General features: G+C 52.4%; 16 protein-coding genes, 1 tRNA gene and 1 pseudogene. 13 read left to right on the forward strand and 5 right to left on the reverse strand.

All coding sequences use genetic code 11. The annotated features are described in order from the left end of the window. A partial coding sequence (locus ACTQ34_RS08155; protein ID WP_441363351.1) for an IS110 family transposase occupies nt 1-808 on the reverse strand: 808 nt, incomplete at its 3' end. A gap of 273 nt (nt 809-1,081) precedes the next feature. Between ACTQ34_RS08155 and ACTQ34_RS08160 the strand changes: the two genes are divergently transcribed. The 6 genes from ACTQ34_RS08160 (at nt 1,082) to ACTQ34_RS08185 (ending at nt 11,751) form a co-directional block, all read left to right on the forward strand. Beyond that, nucleotides 1,082-1,264, forward strand: a complete 183-nt coding sequence (locus tag ACTQ34_RS08160) for a hypothetical protein (RefSeq protein WP_441363352.1) — start codon at nt 1,082-1,084, stop codon at nt 1,262-1,264. Between the two features lie 228 nt (nt 1,265-1,492). Next, nucleotides 1,493-6,661, forward strand: coding sequence for an S-layer homology domain-containing protein (locus ACTQ34_RS08165; protein ID WP_441363353.1), 5,169 nt, complete (start codon nt 1,493-1,495; stop codon nt 6,659-6,661). A gap of 466 nt (nt 6,662-7,127) precedes the next feature. After that, a complete protein-coding gene (locus ACTQ34_RS08170; protein WP_154473831.1) occupies nt 7,128-7,583 on the forward strand; it encodes a sigma-70 family RNA polymerase sigma factor in 456 nt (151 codons plus the stop codon). Between the two features lie 525 nt (nt 7,584-8,108). Then, on the forward strand, nt 8,109-8,294 hold the full coding sequence (locus ACTQ34_RS08175) for a hypothetical protein (protein ID WP_441363354.1): 186 nt from the start codon (nt 8,109-8,111) through the stop codon (nt 8,292-8,294). A 138-nt stretch (nt 8,295-8,432) separates the two neighbouring features. After that, nucleotides 8,433-10,127 (forward strand): recombinase family protein, encoded by a 1,695-nt coding sequence (locus tag ACTQ34_RS08180; RefSeq protein ID WP_340039129.1) that lies wholly within the window; start codon nt 8,433-8,435, stop codon nt 10,125-10,127. Further along, the gene (locus ACTQ34_RS08185) at nt 10,111-11,751 is read left to right on the forward strand and encodes a recombinase family protein (RefSeq protein ID WP_340039128.1); all 1,641 of its coding nucleotides are present in this window, start codon (nt 10,111-10,113) and stop codon (nt 11,749-11,751) included. Before ACTQ34_RS08180 ends, ACTQ34_RS08185 begins: the two co-directional genes overlap by 17 nt. 139 nt (nt 11,752-11,890) lie before the next feature. On the opposite strand, the pseudogene ACTQ34_RS08190 reads toward ACTQ34_RS08185, so the two are convergent. From ACTQ34_RS08190 to ACTQ34_RS08200, 3 genes and pseudogenes are all read right to left on the reverse strand, one after another. Next, a pseudogene (locus tag ACTQ34_RS08190) lies at nt 11,891-12,268 on the reverse strand (recombinase family protein); the annotation flags it as partial. Between the two features lie 385 nt (nt 12,269-12,653). After that, nucleotides 12,654-13,016 (reverse strand): VOC family protein, encoded by a 363-nt coding sequence (locus ACTQ34_RS08195; RefSeq protein ID WP_349141970.1) that lies wholly within the window; start codon nt 13,014-13,016, stop codon nt 12,654-12,656. A 368-nt stretch (nt 13,017-13,384) separates the two neighbouring features. Further along, a tRNA-Arg gene (locus ACTQ34_RS08200) sits at nt 13,385-13,461 on the reverse strand. Between the two features lie 748 nt (nt 13,462-14,209). Between ACTQ34_RS08200 and ACTQ34_RS08205 the strand changes: the two genes are divergently transcribed. The 6 genes from ACTQ34_RS08205 (at nt 14,210) to ACTQ34_RS08230 (ending at nt 18,642) form a co-directional block, all read left to right on the forward strand. Then, on the forward strand, nt 14,210-15,577 hold the full coding sequence (locus ACTQ34_RS08205; protein ID WP_441363391.1) for a pyruvate carboxylase subunit B: 1,368 nt from the start codon (nt 14,210-14,212) through the stop codon (nt 15,575-15,577). 2 nt (nt 15,578-15,579) lie between these two features. Then, a complete protein-coding gene (locus ACTQ34_RS08210; RefSeq protein WP_441363355.1) occupies nt 15,580-15,903 on the forward strand; it encodes an OadG family protein in 324 nt (107 codons plus the stop codon). 14 nt (nt 15,904-15,917) lie between these two features. Further along, nucleotides 15,918-16,301, forward strand: coding sequence for a biotin/lipoyl-containing protein (locus ACTQ34_RS08215; protein ID WP_441363356.1), 384 nt, complete (start codon nt 15,918-15,920; stop codon nt 16,299-16,301). A 16-nt stretch (nt 16,302-16,317) separates the two neighbouring features. Continuing rightward, complete coding sequence (locus ACTQ34_RS08220; protein ID WP_441363357.1) at nt 16,318-17,469, forward strand: sodium ion-translocating decarboxylase subunit beta; 1,152 nt, start codon at nt 16,318-16,320, stop codon at nt 17,467-17,469. Between the two features lie 160 nt (nt 17,470-17,629). Further along, entirely contained in the window at nt 17,630-18,205 is a 576-nt protein-coding gene (locus tag ACTQ34_RS08225) for a TetR/AcrR family transcriptional regulator (protein ID WP_441363358.1), read from the forward strand. A gap of 140 nt (nt 18,206-18,345) precedes the next feature. Further along, nucleotides 18,346-18,642, forward strand: a complete 297-nt coding sequence (locus ACTQ34_RS08230) for a sporulation transcriptional regulator SpoIIID (RefSeq protein WP_441363359.1) — start codon at nt 18,346-18,348, stop codon at nt 18,640-18,642. Nucleotides 18,643-18,670: 28 nt separating this feature from the next. Here the strand turns inward: ACTQ34_RS08230 and ACTQ34_RS08235 are convergent, their stop codons facing one another. Then, nucleotides 18,671-18,913 (reverse strand): AbrB/MazE/SpoVT family DNA-binding domain-containing protein, encoded by a 243-nt coding sequence (locus ACTQ34_RS08235; protein WP_302667009.1) that lies wholly within the window; start codon nt 18,911-18,913, stop codon nt 18,671-18,673. 89 nt (nt 18,914-19,002) lie between these two features. Here ACTQ34_RS08235 and ACTQ34_RS08240 point away from each other — a divergent pair, with 89 nt between their 5' ends. Continuing rightward, on the forward strand, nt 19,003-19,587 hold the full coding sequence (locus ACTQ34_RS08240) for a nucleoside recognition domain-containing protein (protein ID WP_441363360.1): 585 nt from the start codon (nt 19,003-19,005) through the stop codon (nt 19,585-19,587). Nucleotides 19,588-19,623: the final 36 nt, after the last annotated feature.

Below are 19,623 nucleotides of genomic sequence, written 5' to 3' on the forward strand. Positions count from 1 at the left end.
GTGAGGCGAGTCGTGTCATCTCTGCTCGCAGAGCAGCCAACGTAGTCTTTCCTGCAAGAAGCTGCTGTGCGGCTGTGGTAATGAGCAGCTTGGTGTTGTCGTTCTTCGGTAGCGTGGTGAAATGGCCGCAGCTTCCGGCGTAGATATACAGAGCTTTCTCTTCACTGAAATGGTAACCCTTACGCTTGCACCATTTCTGGTAGCGCTCGGTGAATGCCTTCTCGCTGACGCGGCAGATGCAGTCGCAGTGCCAGAATGTCATGACAAAGTCCACCCATTTCTGGTGGCCGTCCGCACGCTCCGGGCTGGAGAACAGTTCGTTCACGCCGGGAAAGGTCTTGTCGGTCAGAGAAATGAGATTGTTTTGCAGCGACACCACCGTTTTCATGTAGAGATTGTACTGGCGGCTGCACAGCTTCAGTTGTTGTCTTACAGTGTCCATGGGAGTATATTCCCGCAGATCCACCCAGTTGTCAAGGCCGTACTTGGCGATCTTCATGGCATCGGCCTTGTCGGTCTTGACCTTGCGAATGGAACCGCCTCCGCTCTGCTTGATGTACAGCGGATTCAGGACGCAGACATAGATGCCGTACTCATGCAGCGCTGCCGCAACCGGCTCATGGTAGCGACCGGTGGCCTCCATGACAACGCGGGTATCTTCTCCCAGCGCAAGGATGGTGTAAGCCATCTGCTCCAGACCGACCCCGGTGTGGAGAAATTCCTGTGGTAGCAATGCCACTTCACCCATTGGCCGCAGGGCAGCCACCATGCTTTTCCCTTTGGAAACATCAATTCCAACTGCGTTCATATCGCTCCTCCTTCTGATTGGATATGGCGTTCCGCCCTTTACTCATTGCCTGTTCAATCTCCTGGGTGACGCGAGCGCACAAGGTGGCTCTACCTGCGCAAATCGAATGCTGCGAATGAAAGAGGCGGCTGACGGACTCCTGTGCGGGCGTGTCAGCCCAAGGTCTTAACTGTCAGGCCATTTACTCTCTCATTCTAACAGCTTCGGCTTTGAGATGGAAAAAGACGCGGCTGGCTGCCGCGCCTTAAACCGTAATTATTATTGTAGGAGGTCATGGATTACAGTCCGGAGATCGGCGCGTGGCTGCAGGTGATCTGTTTTCCCACCTTCCAAGGTCACTGCGGGTGCATCCTGTTCGACCTCTCAGACATCGCATATACCAAAATCAGCAGGCAAGGTAGTCAGGCAATGATGCGCTATTTCGACAAGTCACAGGAGATGACCGATAGTCTGTAGCCGCTCCATATCCGAATCGCCGTCCACGTGTGTCCATTTCCATGGACAGACATGGGCGGCGTTTTTTTGCTGTCGTTTCACGCCTCTTAAACGTCGCTTCACGCCAAGTCGATTGACAGGAGCGAGAGCAGCCCTTATAATAATTTCTGTTTAACCTTTGCAAGCCGAAAAGACAGAGCTTGCCTTGCCATGCCGGCAAGAAAATTTTGACAGAAAGGATAGGAGAATATGAAAAGAAAACGAAGAATACTTAGCCTGCTGCTTAGCGGCGCAATGCTGTTTTCCCTCTGTACCCCAACGGTCTTTGCCGAGACGCCGACACAGGACAGGGGGCAGACCATTACGGAAACGGGCGGTTTATGCGAACACCACGCCGAACATACGGAGGATTGCGGCTATTCCCCCGCAGCCGAGGGGACGCCCTGCGGATATGTCTGCGAGCTATGCGGCGCGGGAGATAATACCCCGTCCAATGCGGAGGCTGTCACGGTGGCAAGCGTACAGGCCATGATCGACGCTTTACCGAACGCAGAAGAAATCACTGAAGATAACGCCGAAGATGTCAAGGCGCAGCTTGACGCCATAGACGAGGCGAAGGAGAAACTCTCCGACGAGGAAATAGATGAGCTGGATTTTACCCGGTATGCGGAAGCTGCCGCTGCATTGGGGGCGCTGGCTGCGCCAATGCTATTGGCTAATGATTCGCCTAACGAGCAGTTTTCCCTCACTCCCGGCGGCAGATATTATTTTGACCTCTCCGGCGCAAACATCCCCGGAACGGCAAACGGCAGCTTGCCGGACAGCACCCTGCACTATGTTCCCTTTACTTATGCCGGAACAATAGAAGCCTACAAGCTCACGTCTGCGACGGCAACCACCGAGGAGGATGCACAGCAGAACAAATACGCCCACAGCCTGTTTGTGGCGGACTATGCCGTAACGAATGATGTAAGCTGGGATACCCTGAATACCGCAAATCTGATTTTCGGCAAGGAATACCAAAGCGGCGGCGTGAACTATACCCTGCGCGCACCGTCTGTGGGAAGTGACTCTACAGGTTCGGACGATTCCCAACGCGGCGTGCCCCAAAGCAATGAATGGGACACGATGCTGAACAAGGACAACGAATATATCCAAAACTGGAATGAAATAATTTCGTGGGGACAGGATACTTTTTCTGGCGGCGCGTCGTACCGTGCGGTTCGCGGGTACGATTCGGCCCGCTACTGGGACCACCACGGTGCTTCGGTCTCCCACCCGGGCGTCGGTTTCCGCCCCATCCTTGAAGTCCTGAACCCTGACACACTGAAGTCTGACGGACTGAAGGTCGTTACCCTTGACCTGAACGGCGGAACGCTCGGCGGTAGCTCCGATGCTATTCAAATCATCGTGAAAACCGGCAGCGAGTTTGCCGCGCCCGCGTCCGATGGTCTGAACCGCCCGAACGGAGATACTGGCAGTTACTTCGTGTGGCTCGGAAGCAACGGGAAGCTCTACGCCCCCGGCGACAGTGTTCCGGCGGACGTTACCAAGCTCACGGCGCAGTTTACTTTATCAGAGCAGTTTTCCCTCAAGCCCGACGGCACCTATTACTTTGACCTATCGGCGATGAATATTCCCGGAACGGCAAACGGCAATCTGCCGGACAGCGCCCTGCACTATGTCCCCTTTACCTATGTGGGGACGATTAACGCCTATTCCCGCAACTCTGAAGGTGTAAGCACTGATGATACGGTAAAGCCTTACGCCCACAGCCTGTTTATCGCGGACTACGCCGTGACCCATACCGTCAGCTGGGATGAGCTGAATGAGAAGGGTCTGATTTTCGGCAAGGGCTATGTCGCCGGCGGCGTGGACTATACCCTGCGCGCACCGTCTGTGGGAAGTGCTTCTACAGGTTCGGGCGATTCCGGTCCCGGCACGCCCCAAAGCAACGAATGGGACACGATACTGAACAAGGACAACGAATATATCCAAAACTGGAATGAAATGTTTTCGTGGGGACAGGATACTTTTTCTGGCGACGCGTCGGGCCGTGCGGTTCGCGGGTACTCTTCGGCCCGCCTCTGGAGCCACCACTCTGCTACGATCTCCACTCCGAGCGTCGGTTTCCGCCCCGTCCTTGAAATCCTGAACCCTGGCGACCTGGGCGCTAACGGCCTGACGACCGTCACGCTGGACCTGAACGGCGGCCATGTGGGACGTGATGCTACTGCTGTTACTGTCAATTTGGCGGTGAAATCCAGCGGGACATACACCGCTCCCAGCAGCGACGGCCTGACCCGCCCCGATGGAGATACGGGCAGTTACTTCGTGTGGCTTGGAAGCAACGGCAAGCTCTACGCCCCCGGTGCCAGTGTTCCGGCGGACGTGACCAGCCTGACTGCCCGGTGGGAAAAGCAGGTTCCCACGCTGACCGCCCCCACCGCAAACACTCTGGTCTATAACGGCAGTGCGCAGGCGCTGGTCACCGCCGGTACTACAGCGGACGGCACCATGCAGTACAGTCTGAATAATACAAACTGGAGCGACAGTGTTCCCACCGGCACCACCACCGGCAGCTACACCGTTTATTACAAGGTCGTGGGCGACAGCAACCACACCGACAGCGAGCCGGCTTCGGTCAGCGTCACCATCGCGCCCAGGTCCATTGCGGACGCTTCGGTCACGCTGGGTGAATCGCTGACCTACAACGGCTCCAGCCAGACCCAGACGGTTACCGTGAAGCTTGGTGAAGTGGATATCACCAGCTCCTGCAACGTGTCCAACAATGTGCAGACCAACGCCGACAGCTACACCCTGACGGTCACGGCCAAGGACAATTCCAACTACACCGGCAGCGTGACCAAGGACTTCACCATCGCCAAAAAGTCCATCACGCCCACCATTGCAGTGAGCGGAACCTATACCTTCACCGGCAGCGCCATCACGCCCGCCTTCACGGTGAAGGACGGCGACACCGCTCTGACCGACAGTGATTATACCGCCGTTCTCGCCGACAACATCAATGCCGGCACCGGCAAGATCACGGTCACGGAAAAGACGACCGGAAACTACACCTTCAGCGAAGCGCAGCAGAGCTTTACCATCGGCAAGGCCGCCGCGCCGATGCTGAACAAAATTTCTGTCGAGCAGAAGTACACCGTGAACACCCAGCAGAGCAAAGACATCGGCCGCGCGGGCATGCCTGCCGACGCCGGCACCCTGACCTATACCAAAGGAACCATGTCCTGTGGTGATGTCGTTTCTATAACCGACTGGGATGTGGATAACACCGGAAAAGTGACCTACACCCTGTCCAGCAGCATGCCCAGCCGCGCGACCCTGCGGGTGGTCATCTCCTCCGACAACTATGAGAACGCCACCGTCGAGGTCAATATCGAACTGACGGAAAAGGATGTTCCCACGGTCAGCGCCAACGACATCACCGTGGCCTATACCGGCTCCGCTGTTCCGGACAGCGCCATTACCGGCACCGCCAGCGTGGAAGGCAGTTGGAGCTTCAAGAACGCGGCTCCCGTGAATGTTGCGGACAGCAGCGACAGCGTGACCGTGGTGTTCACCCCCGCGGACACGAACACCTATGAAACGGTTGAGGATATCATCAAGGTGACCATCAACAAGGCCACCCCCACCGGCACTCCCGCTTACACCGCCATCACCTCCTCCGGCAAGACCCTGGCGGACGCAGCTCTGGCCGTGGGCAGCATTACCCCCGCCGACGGTTCCATCGCGTGGGACGTTGCCGATGACACCGTTGTAACAGCTAACACCGCCTACAACTGGACTTATACTCCCACTGACGGGGACAACTACAACAATCTGACCGGAAGCATTACGCCCTATGTGGTGTCCTACTCCGGCGGCGGCTCTACCGGCGGTGGTTCTTCCTCCGGCGGCGGCTCCAGCAGCTCCACGGTTGTAGAGCGTCCGGATCAGACCAAACCGGACATCCCGACCACCAGCCAGACCAAGCCGGCAACACCGGATAAAAACGGAAATACCAGCATTGACGGCAACGCCGTACAGGACGCGATCAACAAGGCCACCGCTGACGCGAAGAAAAATGGAACCACCGCAAACGGCATTGCTGTGGTGGTTCCTGTAAAGATGGATGCCAAACTGAAGGATGTACAGATTACCCTGAAAGCGGACACGCTGGATAAGCTGGTGTCCTCCAATGTCAAGCAGTTCACCATCGACACCGATCGTATGGCAGACTTTGACTTCACACTGGATACCCTCAAGGAGCTAAACCGCCAGACCAGCGGCGAACTGATTTTGAAGATCAAAAAAACGGTTGTTTCCTATCAGGAAGCCAAGAAAGCCATAGGAAGCCGTCCGGTCTATGACATCACACTTGAGTGTGTTAAGGACGGCAAGAAAACTGCTGTCAATCTAAATGGAGAGACCATCAGCGTTGCCATCCCTTATGCTCCGGCGAAGAATGAGAAGACCGGAAATCTGTATGCAGTCTATGTGGACAAGACCGGAAAGGTGGAATGGCTGACCAAATCCAGCTATGACGCAGACCAGAAAGCCGTAATCTTTGAAGCGGCACATTTCAGTATCTATGGTGTGGGCTACAAGAACCCAGTTCCGAACTTCACCGACATCAATGGTCATTGGGCTAAGGAACATATCCTGTTTACGGTCAGCCGCGGGCTGTTCTCCGGCACAAGCAAAACCACCTTTAGTCCGAACACCACCCTGACACGGGGAATGTTTGTCACTGCCCTTGGGCGTCTGGCAGGAATCAATCCGGCAGATTACAAAAACGGGAAATTTACTGATGTGAAAACCGACGCCTACTACGCTCCCTATGTCAACTGGGCGGCAAGCAAGGGCATTGTGAATGGCACCGGTGCTACCACTTTCGCCCCGGATAACAAAATCACCCGTGAGCAGATGGCAGTGATTATGAAGAACTACGCCGATAAGATGGGCTATTCTATCCCGAAAATGCTGGAGGCTGTGACCTTTGCCGACAACGCGCAGATTTCCTTCTGGGCAAAGAATGCGGTCAAGACGATGCAGCAGGCAGGCGTTCTCTCCGGCAAGGCGAATAATCTGTTTGACCCGAAGGGCAACGCCACCCGCGCTGAAGCCGCCACCGTCCTACACCGGTTTGTGGAGGTCATCATCGACCCGCAGACCGCAAACGGCTGGAGGCAGAATGACAGCGGCGAATGGAGTTACTACAAAAACGGAGAGTCGGTGAAAGGTTGGCTCTCCGACGACCAGAAATGGTACTGGCTGGACAATAACGGCAAGATGTTCTCCGGCGGTTGGAAGCAGATCGACGGCAAGTGGTACTACTTCTATGCGGACGGCTCTATGGCGGTCAGCACCAAAGTGGACGGCTACGAAGTTGGCGCAGATGGCGCGAGAAGATAACTGACCACAAATTCAGAAAGGACACGAAGCAGCATTGGAGTATATTGAAACAGTAACAATAGATGCCGCAAGCGGTTTTCGGGACATATAACTTCTACTGCTTTGTTCCATTCCCATAGCGGTGCAAGGGAGGCCGCTTATGGGTAGATACCCCTTTTGACCTTTCTCCACCGCTAACAGGTGGAGACCTCCAAAATAAAATATTCAGTCCAATCAGGGCGCAAGTGATAGCAAGTTCACTTGTGCCCTCTTTTTGTACGCTTTTTTTCGATAAGAAACCCGCATTTTCTTCATTTAGAAGCAGAAATCGACGGGAGTATCACAAAAAGTCCGACAAACCGCCACCTGCTGAACCATCTTGCTCGGTGATTCGACAGAAACGATTCCGCTTTGTCGGCTGCCGTTCGCCGCCCTTCGAGAGTTTGAAAACCTATCTACTTTTCAAACTTTTTCGGAGGTAACGGCTATGAGTAAAAATCGTGAAGAAAGGGCGAATTATTATCTTTACATAGATGGACAGGCTGTGCCGGTAAGCGAACAGGTTTACCGTGTGTATCAGCACTATGAGCGAAAAGAAGAATACTTTTCCTACGATCTGAAAACGGAGAAGTTCCAGAAAGACACCGCAACTTTTCTGCCCAGCAGAGAGGATTCCTATGAGCGCCTGCTGGCAAAGGACAAGCAGTTTGCTACTTCTGGTCAACCCGTGGAGGAACAGGCGGTCTCGTCCGTTTGGCTGGAGGGATTATTGGAATGTTTGTCAGAGGATGAGAGGATTATTCTCCACAAACTGTATTTCGAGGACAAGTCAGAACGGATTGTCAGCATGGAGCTTGGAATTTCCAAAACAGCTCTGCATCAGCGCAAAGTCAAGCTGCTCCAAAAATTAAAAATTTTTTTGGAAAACATGGGAAAAGCATAGACCAAAACCACTCTCCCAACGGGGAAGTAAGTGAGAGGGTCTATCTCTCTCATGCAGCTTGACAACTGAATAGACGGCATTTCCGGTACATAACCCATGTACGAGCGAATATGAAACGCCGCGAAGATGGAGCAGTCAGGGAGGTGATGAAAGAACTGCTTCGGAGCGATCTACGATTTCATAAAACGGATTGTGGCAGATTCGGCGCGATGACTGCATGGGGGCTTAAAGATACTTCCTCACGGCCTCCTAAAGACTTGGGAGGAACCCTGCGGCGCACGAGTAAAACGACGCTGCGGAGTTATGACAGCCGCGCCAGCGGAGACCGGAATGTCCCCATCGTCAGGGGTGCGTGGCAAATGTGGCGAGCAATAACCAAACTACAATACAGCAGCCGTACCGATTAGCAGGTTCGCATATCCCCTCAACTTTATCGGTGCGGCTGCTTGTCTTTATATGAATTGAGACAACCTGTTTCCTCATATCTTATGAAGAAACAGGTTTTTTGACTGGAGGTGCGTCAATATGGATCAGAGGAATACCCCTATAACCTCCTACAAAGAGGTGAAAATCGGGAAAACCATTTACCGTGTGACCAGCTTTTTTTCGGGTGAAAAGGAACTGGGAAAGACTTTGGAGCAGCTGGCTGTCCGGCGCGCCATGTCGGAGGTTTCCGCACCTGCCAGCTGCTCTGCACACACGGCTACATAGTCACACCATCCTCCCGGCTTTGCCGCATACTTGCGCGGCGATGGATTCTCCGCTACGATGTTCATACAGGGATATTCCCTGTGGAGCCATCACGCCGCACGAGGTATGGAATCTGGATAATCGGGAGGGAAAATAAAGATGGCTACAAAAACATACAACGTCGGCATCTACTGCCGTTTGAGTAACGACGATGAACGCGACGGCGAATCCGTCAGCATCGAGAACCAGAAACTGCTGCTTCAGAACTATGTGCGGCAGCGGGGCTGGAATGAAATTGATACCTATATCGACGATGGATATTCAGGTACGAATTTTGACCGTCCTGGGGTCAAGCGGCTGATTGAGGACGCCAAGGCCAAGCGGATCAATGTGATTCTGGTCAAGGACCTGTCCCGTTTTGGCCGTAACTACATTGAGTTCGGGCAATACACGGATTACTTATTCCCATCTCTGGGCTGTCGGTTTATCGCTCTGAACAACGGCATTGACACGGAAAGCACCAATGGCAGCACCGATGTCATGTGCTTTTTGAACTTATTTAACGAATTTTATAGCCGCGACACCAGTAAGAAGGTCAAAGCAGTCAAAAAAGCCTGTGCGGAAAACGGGAAATTCATGGGAACCTATCCCGCCTACGGCTATAAGCGGGACCCGGCGGATAAGCACCATCTGGTGATCGACGAGGACACCGCCCCGATTGTGCGCCGTATCTTTGAGATGCGGGCAGCCGGAACAGGGTTTCACGCCATCGCCGTCACGCTGAACGAGGAAGGCATCCCATCCCCCGGTGTGCTGTACTACCAGCGCAAAGGTCAGAGCGATCCGCGCCGGGTCAACCACAAATGGGCAGACCAGACGGTGAAAAACATTGTCCGCAGCGAGGTTTATATCGGCAACATGGTTCAGGGAAAGACCGGAACGCTGTCGTATAAATCCCGTAAACTCATCAATAAGCCGGAGGAAGAATGGATTCGTGTGGAAGGAACCCATGAACCGATTATCTCACAGCAGCTGTGGGATACCGTAGTCAGCATTGATAAAAAGAAGGTGCGGAAATCTTCTTCCGCTGACGGTTACAGGAGCATCTTCACCGGCCTTGTGTACTGTGCGGACTGCGGTTTCAAAATGAGAAATCAGGTGGAGCGATTCACCTATAAAGACGGGACGCCGGGGCGGTACAGCTCCTTTATCTGTGGGAACTACTCCCGCAGCGGCAAAGGTGCCTGTACTATCCACACCATCTATGAGAATGTGCTGACCCATCTGGTGCTGGAGGACATTCGGGAAAAGGCTCGTTTTGCGGAATATGACCCGGAACAGCTGGTCCAGCAGATTATCCGCTTAAAGGATAAGGAAGCCAAAAGCCGCCTTTCCTCCTGTGAACAGGAGCTGAAAACATACACGGCGCGGCTTTCCGAGCTGGAACGGCTGATGCAGAATCTCTATGAGGATAAATGCGCCGGAACCATCCCGCAGACCGTTTTTCAAACCCTGATGCACAAATATGAAGCAGAACGGGCAGAAAAGTCCGAAGCAATCCCGGAACTGGAACGCAAGGTCAAAAGCTACCTGGAAAACCGCACGGATGCGAACCGCTGGCTGGCTATTATCCGCCGGTACACAGAGATTACCGAGCTGGATGAATCCATTCTCTTTGAACTGGTAGACCGCATTGAGGTTGGAGAAACCAAAAAAGTGGGCGGCCAGCGGGTTTGTGACCTCCGCGTTTACTACCGCTATGTTGGAAATGTGGACGCGGCGCTGGCAAGGGATATTGCCGCAAGCGAAAATATCCCGGAAGAAAGGAGGCTGCCACTTGAAGAAGCAATATAAGGTCGGCATCTACTGCCGCCTGAGTGTGGACGATGCTTCCAATTCCGCAAAGGCAAAGAACTATATCCCCGGCGATGAATCCACCAGCATTGAAAATCAGTATGAAATCCTCTCCAGATTTGTTATGCTGAATGGCTGGATGGAGGTCAAGACTTATCGGGACGATGGGTACAGCGGTGGAAATTTTCAGCGGCCCGGATTTTTGAAAATGCTGGAGGATGCCCGCCACGGCCTGATTAACCTGATCCTGGTCAAAGACCTGTCCCGTTTGGGGCGTGACTTTGTAGAGGTAGGCCGCTATACGGATGTGATTTTCCCGTCCCTTGGCTGCCGGTTCGTGTCTGTGCTGGACTGTCTGGACAGCGAGGGCGACAACACCGATATGCTGCACTTCCGCAGTCTGATGAACGACTACCATCTGAAAGACTTGTCGGGAAAAATCAAATCAGTGCTGTACTCCAAAAAGAAAAGCGGCCAATACCTGACCGCCTATGCTCCTTACGGATACCGCAAGAGTGATGAGGACAAACACCGGCTGGTGGTGGATGAAGAAGCCGCCGCTGTGGTGCGGGAGATCTACCGGATGCGCTATTCAGGCATGGCCTACGGCAAGATTGCGGCGGTGCTGAACAAGAAAGACATCCTTTCTCCCCGCTGGCACTGGGAACTGCACTACGGAAAAAAAGGCATCTGCAAATACTCCAAACTTTGGACCTATGCCACGGTGAAAAACATCCTGAATGACACCGTTTATCTCGGCATAGTCACACAGAACCGCACCGGCTCCCGTTCCTACAAGGACAAAACCATGATACAGAAGCCGGAAACGGAATGGATTTGCCACGAGGATGCCCATGAAGCAATCATTGACCGGAAACTGTGGGAGGCGGTTCAGGAAAAGAACCGGGTAGTCAAACAGCAGGTAGCAAACCGTGCCGACCCTCTGCCTGCCCTGTTCACCGGCAAACTGGTCTGTGCTGATTGCGGGCATCCCCTGGTAGCCACCCGCGAGACCCAGCGCAGAAAAAACGGGACATCCAAGCGGTATGTTTCCTATATCTGCTCACACTTTGCCACCACCGGACACAGCGCCTGTTCCTGGCACCGGATTTATGAAATCTCTCTGAAAACGCTGGTACTGAATGAAATCCGGGCGCACAGTCAAGCGGTGGCACAGGATGAAAACGAGGTGCTGGACAAGCTGAAACAGCAGATTCTTTATGGAAGCACCGCAAAGCAGGAAGATTCCAAACTGGAAATCAGCCGACTGCGGCGGCGTATTGGAGAACTGGAACACATGACCGTCAAACTCTACGAGGATAAGGTCAGTGGCACGATCAATAGCGATACCTTTGCTATTCTGATTCAGAAAAGCGAACAGGAGCGCATACAAAAGACTGACCGCTTAGACACACTTCTGGCAGAGGAACGAAAAGCCCAGCAGGAGGTTGAAAATATCCGGCAATGGGCAGGCATCGTCCGCCGCTATCTGGATGTGCAGGAGCTTGACCGGGAAATCGTTGAGGAACTGATTGACCACATCGAGATCGGGGAACGCTCCGTTATAGACGGTCAGCGTCACCAGGACATTAAAATCTTTTACCGCTTCGTAGGTGTGGTATAATGGGAAAAAGAAAAGACCCGGCTGCGGTCCGGGCATATACCTGACAACATTCTATAAAAACGGTTTGCGATTGAACCGCATCGCTTTGTCGAAAAAGAGTGATTCAGCAGAACACCCTTCCCAAACAGCTTATGTTCTTCATAATGTTGCGGAAAGGGGTAAAATCATCGTCCCCTCTGGCGCTGTCTACGCCGTCATTGATGGCGATAAGGCGAACGCCACGCTGACGTAGGATTTCCATAATCTGACCGACTTTCAGATAGTCACGACCCATGCGGCTCATGTCCTTGATACACAGGTACTCCACATTCCCGGCTTCAACCTCTTTCATCATTGCCAAAAATCCGGGACGGTCAAAGCAAGTACCACTAATGCCATCGTCCGTGAAATGGACAATGTTTGTAAAGCCCTGCCGTGCGGCGAACTCCTCCAACATTGCCTTTTGATTGGATATGGAATTTGCCGCACCTTCTTCCTTTGCGCGGTTAGCGCGGATTGCTCTGAGCCATGCGTCCAATTCCTTGTAGCAGACAGCGCTGACACAGGGATGGCCTTTGGCGTAACAGCAGCCCTCACATTTCTTTTCCTGCTCGGTCTTTACTGCCTCAGCCAGGTAGTAGCAGTTCTGCGTACCAAGCACACAGCCGACCTTGCGATTCTTCCAGAAGAAGCACTTGCGGCAGGTATCCGGCTTGTCATCATAGTATCTGATCCCGTCGATCAGAATGGTTTTGCGTTTCACTTTTTTTCTCATCACGATATCCTCCATAGTTTTGATCCGCCGCCGGGAAAGTCCGGAGACGACAAAAGCCCTGTGATGAGGATTAGTCACCACAGGGCTATGTAAGATATCGATATTAAGTCATTCAGGAGAACGACAAACTGAAAGTAGTCGAGATGTGTTACACGGGTGTTCCTACTTCAATCAGATTTCCGTCAGGGTCATAAAATCTGACTACCTTTTGCCCCCAACTGTGTGTCATCAGACGATTGACATATTCGGTTTCGGGGTAGAGCAGCTCAAGTCGTGCCACAAATTTTTCTATATCGGGTTCTTCAAAATATAATTCGGACTGATTGCTGTTTGAAATTATGCGTTTTTCCGTAAAATCTTCCCAGTAACCCAACTCCTGCAAATACAAATGATCCGTCAGTTCCATATTTCCGTCATTGTCTTGTAGAAGTTGAAGCCCAAACATATCACGATAAAACTTTAGAGCACGGTTGCAGTCTTTAACAACAATAAGCGTTCCTTTGTATTTCATATATGCTATCCTCCAAATCCCGGTTTGCTGCTTTCTCTAATTTTGGTGGTTGATTTTAGAATTCTAAAATCTCGTCACCCGATTTTCTAACGTCTTTAGAAATCAGCCCTCAAGTCTTTTCTTCCGTCATAGCAGTTCCAGGTATCGTATTTCAGATTTCTGCAGCAATAGGGGCGATTTATCACAGATTTACACCCAGATACACCGGTGAACACGGAAACATGCGCCATTTTTAGCGGAATCACCAGTTCAGGGCGTTTTTGTTCATTAGATAAAAGCCCTGTTTCTTTAGCACTTTATCAACGAAGCCTCTTTTTTATTAGAAGAAACGCGGAAGATTTCGTGAAAAATCTTCCGCGATAGTGCGCTGGCGTCCCTGACTGGATTCGAACCAGCGGCCTTCCGCTTAGGAGGCGGACGCTCTATCCTGCTGAGCTACAGAGACATCTATGAAGTTTCCTTGATTTTACGCGGTTTTTCACGTTTCGTCCAAGGTGACGATCTATATTTCAGAGGGAAAATCCATTAGAAAAACGGTCATTTTGCTAATGGATTTTTGTCCCTTGAAAGCAATTTTCTTAAAAATGTTCCTCTTCCCCGGCGTTAGAAAAACGCCGAAATCGCGACTCCATTCGAACCGGACTTCAGATTTCAAAAAATCATTTGGCCCGTGATTAACATATTCTTAGGAGGCGGTCGCTCTATACAACTGAGCTACAGGGGCATATGAAAAAATATAAAGTTTAGCGGCGTCAGCGGGCGAGGACCTGCCAGATGTTAGGAGGCGGTCGCTCTATACAACTGAGCTACAGGGGCATATGAAAAAATATAAAGTTTAGCGGCATCAGCGGGCGAGGACCTGCTAGATGTTAGGAGGCGGTCGCTCTATCGGGCTGAGCTGCAAGGCCTATAAATATATATTCCGGGTTGCGGGAATGGGCAGAGTTTCAGTGTATCTGCAATCAGACACGCAGCGCAGACTATTTATTTATCTTACTGCATTTGAAATGAAATGTCAATCGAGCGGCAAGAGAAAATAGAAACAAAAAAGGCGTTAAAAACTTTGTGAAAAGAAAAACATTGCGTGTCGAATAAGAACATGCTATGATACAGTTATGTAAAATGGGGGAGTAGGTATAGTTTGACTGAATCCTCTGTTTTTCGGCTATAAGGAGGGTATATTTGTGAAACAAATGCATATCACCGAAACTGTGCTTCGTGATGCACAGCAGTCGTTGATCGCAACCCGTATGCCGTTTGATGACTTTGAAGCTGTGCTGGATGAAATGGATAAAGCCGGCTATCATTCGATCGAATGCTGGGGCGGTGCGACCTTCGACAGCTGCCTGCGTTATCTGAACGAGGATCCCTGGGAGCGTCTGCGAAAAATCAAGTCGCACATGAAAAACACGAAGCTACAAATGCTGCTCCGTGGGCAGAATTTGTTAGGATATCACCATTATTCGGATGATACAGTGCGCCGGTTTGTGCGAAAAAGCGTGGAAAACGGAATGGATATCATCCGTATTTTCGACGCGCTCAACGACATGCGCAACATTGAAACCGCAGTGGACGAGTGCTTGAAGGCGGGCGGACATGCGCAAGGCTGCATCTGTTATACGCTCAGTCCGATTCACAATCTGGAGATGTTTGTCTCACTGGGCAAACAGATCGAGCAGATGGGCTGCAATTCGCTGTGTATTAAGGATATGGCAGGCATCATGTCGCCGCAGGAGTGCTATGACTTGGTTACAGCACTGCGGCAAAACATTAAACTGCCGATTTATGTGCACACACATGCAACAACGGGATTGGGCTATATGACCTATCTCAAAGCGGCCGAAGCGGGCGCAGCCGGCATTGATTGTGCGACCTCCTGTTTTTCGGGCGGTACCAGCCAGCCGGCAACCGAGTCAATCGTTTACGCACTCACGCAAATGGGTTACAATTGCGGGGTCAATGCGCAGGAACTCAACCGTATCAATAATTTCTTCCTGCCGGTTAAGGATAAGTTTGCGGCAAACGGCATGTTTGATCCGTATGTCCTGTCCACCAAGACCGATGCGCTGATTTATCAGATTCCGGGCGGTATGCTGTCCAACCTGGTGGCGCAACTTAAGGCGCAGAATGCAATCGACAAGCTGGATGCAGTGTTGGATGAAACGCCTCGCGTGCGCGCCGATTTGGGCTATCCGCCGCTGGTAACGCCGCTGAGCCAGATGGTTGGCGTACAGGCAACGGTGAACGTTTTGCTGGGTGAGCGGTATAAGTCCATCGGCAAGGAAATAAAGAACTATATTCGAGGCGAATACGGAAAAGCCCCCGGCAAAATCAATCCGGAGCTGGCACAAAAGGTGTTGGGCAATGAACAGCCCATGACCGGCCGCTACGCAGAAACGCTGGAGCCGGAGTTTGAGGTGGCCAAGTCGTATCTGGGCAGCCGTGCACGTTGCGATGAAGATGTGCTTTCTTTCATCGCGTTTCCACAGCAGGCCGAGCAGTACTTCGACCGTCGTGAGAAAACCTTCACCGCAAGCTATTCGTTTAAGGAGGTTGGCTGATTATGGTTCGAGATCCGCTGAGTCAGTTGGATGCGCTGGTTGTGGCGTTATCCGGTTTTGTCATCGTGTTTCTAATGCTTGCATTGCTGTGGGGAATTATTTTGGTGATTTCCCGCGCGGTATCTGGTATGGAGCACCATCCGCTTCCTGCTATGGCCGCATCCATGCCTCCGTCTGCACCGGCACGGGTGTCTGCACCGACAGCGCCGCAGGTTGTGCTGGAAGGCATTGACGAGACGCAAGCAGCCTGCGTCATGGCGATTGTAAGCCATGAGACGGGCATTCCGCTCGATCAGCTCGTGTTTAAATCCATCAAGGCGGTTTAAGGGGGAAATAAACGATGAAATACATGGTTACGCTGAACGGGAAACAGTATGAAGTAGAAGTGGAAAAAGGTTCGGTCAGTGCGGTAGCTGTTGACAAAACAGCTGGTGCTGCACCTGCGGCTCCAGCCGCAGCTCCGACTCCGGCTCCGGCTCCAGCCGCCGCTTCGGCGCCTGCCGCGCCGGCAGGCGGTGAGGTTGTATCCGCGCCTATGCCCGGCACAATTCTGGATGTACGCTGCACAGCGGGACAGGCTGTGAAGGCGGGCGATGTGCTGTTCATCTTGGAAGCGATGAAAATGGAAAACGAAATCTGCGCGCCGCATGACGGCACGGTAGGTTCGGTCAGCGTACAGAAGGGCGCGACGGTGGAAACCGGCGCGGCGCTTTGCACGATGTAACGGGAGGCGCAAGAATATGCAATTTTCGTTTATCGGTGCGCTGGGGGAGATTCTTGCAGGTTCGGGTTTCGCCGCTTTGGCGGATGATCCGCGTAGCCTGATTATGATCCTGATCTCCTTTGTGCTGCTTTATTTGGGTATTGGCAAGAAATTTGAGCCACTGCTGCTGATTCCGATTGCATTCGGTATGCTGCTGGCAAACTTCCCGATTACGGGCCTGCTCAATGCGCCGACGGCGACCTCTAGCCCAGGCATGCTGTGGGTGTTCTATCAGGGCGTTGAGCATGCGATTTATCCGTCGATTATTTTCCTCGGCATTGGCGCAATGACCGACTTCGGTCCGCTGATTGCGCGTCCGTCCTCGCTGCTGCTGGGTGCAGCAGCACAGCTCGGTATTTTCGCTGCGTTTCTGCTGGCCTTGGCGCTCGGCTTCCCGGGTGCGGTTGCTGCCGCTATCGGTATCATCGGCGGCGCGGATGGCCCGACTGCGATTCTGGTGGCATCGCGTTTGGCGCGTGATTATCTGCCCGCAATCGCCATCGCAGCGTATTCGTATATGGCGCTCATTCCGATGATTCAGCCGCCGCTCATGCGTCTGCTGACCACCAAGGAGGAGCGCGAGATCAAGATGGAACAGCTCCGCCCGGTTTCTAAGACCGAGAAGATCGTGTTCCCGATCGCGGTGGCGACTGTGGTCATTCTGCTGATTCCGGATACCGCGCCGCTGATCGGCATGCTGATGTTGGGCAATCTGCTGCGTGAGTGCGGCGTGACCGAGCGCCTGTCTGACACCGCGCAAAATGCGCTGTGCAACATCGTGACTATCTTCCTTGGCCTGTCGGTTGGATGCAAGGCTGTTGCCAACACGTTCCTGACGTGGGATACCATCAAAATCATCATTCTCGGCCTGATTGCGTTTATGTTCTCCACCATTGGTGGCCTGATTTTTGGCAAGATCATGTGCAAGCTGACTGGCGGAAAGGTCAATCCGCTGATCGGTTCGGCGGGCGTATCCGCGGTGCCGATGGCAGCGCGTGTTTCGCAGGTCGAAGGGCAGAAGGCTAATCCGGCCAACTTCCTGCTGATGCACGCCATGGGGCCGAATGTTGCAGGCGTTATTGGTTCTGCGGTGGCTGCGGGCTTCATGCTCAAGGTTTTCGGTGCATAAGAAAAATCAATCTATGCGTCAAAGGACGCCGGACAATACCGGCGTCCTTTGTTTTGCGCTTTTGAATGTCCGTCGATAAACGGGAAGAAAACCGAACGATTGTTGACAAAAAATCCAGAAATGCTATAATAAAGTAAGAAATGAACAGGTGGTCTTTATTGTGCAGGTGTTAAAGGATGAGCTCCGGCATAAAATTTTGCTGGAAGCGGAGCATTTGTTCTTGCAGCGGGGATACGACCGCACATCCCTGCAAATGATTGCGGATAAGGTCAACATCAGCAAGAGCAACTTGTATCATTATTTTAAGAACAAAGAGGAATTGTTTTATGAACTGACCGACGGTGCGGCAGAAGGACTGAAAAAACTGATTTTGCGCTTTAAGGATAAGCGCTTCGATCCGCGTACCGGTCAACGTGAATATCAGGTGCTGCTAACCGAGGAGGTCATATCGCTGCTTTTGGCGGAAAAGTACGGTTTGCTGCTCATTATGGAGCAGTCTCATGGCACGCGGTATGAGGCCCTCCGCAAAAGCATGATTGATATGCTGGCGGCCAAAACCGCCCCGTTGCTTGCGGATGAAGATAACAGCATGCTGCTGGCGCAAATCATGGCCCGCAACTTGCTAGATGGTACGGTACAGATCCTTAAAAACTGTGTTCGGCCGCGTGAAGTGCGTACAAACCTCAACCGACTGGTGGAATATCATACCAATGGCATCAATGCGCTGCTCAAGTAAGAGCAGCGCATTGTTTTATATGATAGAGTCTGTATTCTCATAGGAGGGGGCCACAAACAGCATAAGCCCGCGTTCTATATGGCGTGGATGACGCATAGATTGGGAGTAACGAAAGCGTCAACAGGTCAGGGGGGACGATGGTGAAAGGCTTACCAGAGGAGCGCACAATCCGGCTGGCACAATATATGATTCAGGAAGGGGCGACGGTGCGGCAGACTGCGGCGCAATTTGGCGTATCCAAGTCCACGGTACATAAGGATATTACCACACGGCTGAAAAAGCTCAACGCGGTGCTATACGAGCAAGTGCAGGCCGTTTTACAGACCAATAAGGAGGAACGTCATATACGCGGCGGCATGGCGACGAGGGAGAAGTATCGGGCGCAGGCTGCCGATGGACGGGCAAAACGGATGGCATCAAAAAACAGCCATCCCTGAATGATGGGATGGCTGTAAGGCGCTGATATTAGAGCAGCTTGAGTTCTTGTGCGCAGGACGCGCAGATGTTTTTGCCCTTGTAATGGATGATATCCTTTGCGTTGCCGCAGAAGATACAGGACGGCTCATATTTTTTCAGAACAATCTGATCGCCGTCTACGTAGATTTCCAGGGCATCCTTGACGTCTATGTTCATCGTACGGCGCAATTCAATAGGCAGTACGATACGGCCAAGTTCATCCACTTTTCGGACAATACCGGTAGACTTCATGTGTGAAACACTCCTTCATTTCTTTTCAGTCGAATCTTGTATCACCAAAACCCCTTGGGGGGAGCTTGGACAGAAAGGGGATTGCGCGGATGCTATCCGCTATTTGGGTTGTATTTTTGGTTTTGGCGCTGATTTGTGGCGCATTCACCGGACGGTTAGATGCAGTGACGACAGCGGTCGGCACGGGAGCCGGAGAAGCGGTCACACTCATTATCAGTATCGTCGGCCTGATGTGCTTCTGGAGCGGCATCATGGAGTTGGTACAGGCATCCGGACTGGCGGAAAAGTTATCCCGCATACTCATGCCGTTGCTGCGTCCGCTGTTTGGAAAAGCTGCGACAGACCGTGAAGCCATGGAGACGGTCAGCGCCAATGTCGCGGCAAATCTGCTGGGGCTATCCAATGCGGCCACACCGCTGGGTCTGCGTGCAGCAGACCGATTGTATGAGCTGGAAGGGCGTCGCGGATCCCCGAATACCGTCTTGACATTGATTACCTTAAACACAGCATCCATCCAGTTGATTCCTTCTACCGTTGCAGCGGTTCGTGCCGCGTGCGGCGCTGCATCACCGTTTGATATTATGCTGCCGGTTTGGGGCGCATCCATCTTTTCCGTGGCGGTGGTACTGCTCAGTGGAAGGCTGATGCGGCCATTATTTCCCGAGGGGAAATAGAAGGAAATGTTTGGTTGGATTACAATTTGTATTATT

It is taken from the genome of Agathobaculum sp. LCP25S3_E8, from assembly GCF_052117165.1.
GTDB lineage: Bacteria > Bacillota > Clostridia > Oscillospirales > Butyricicoccaceae > Agathobaculum.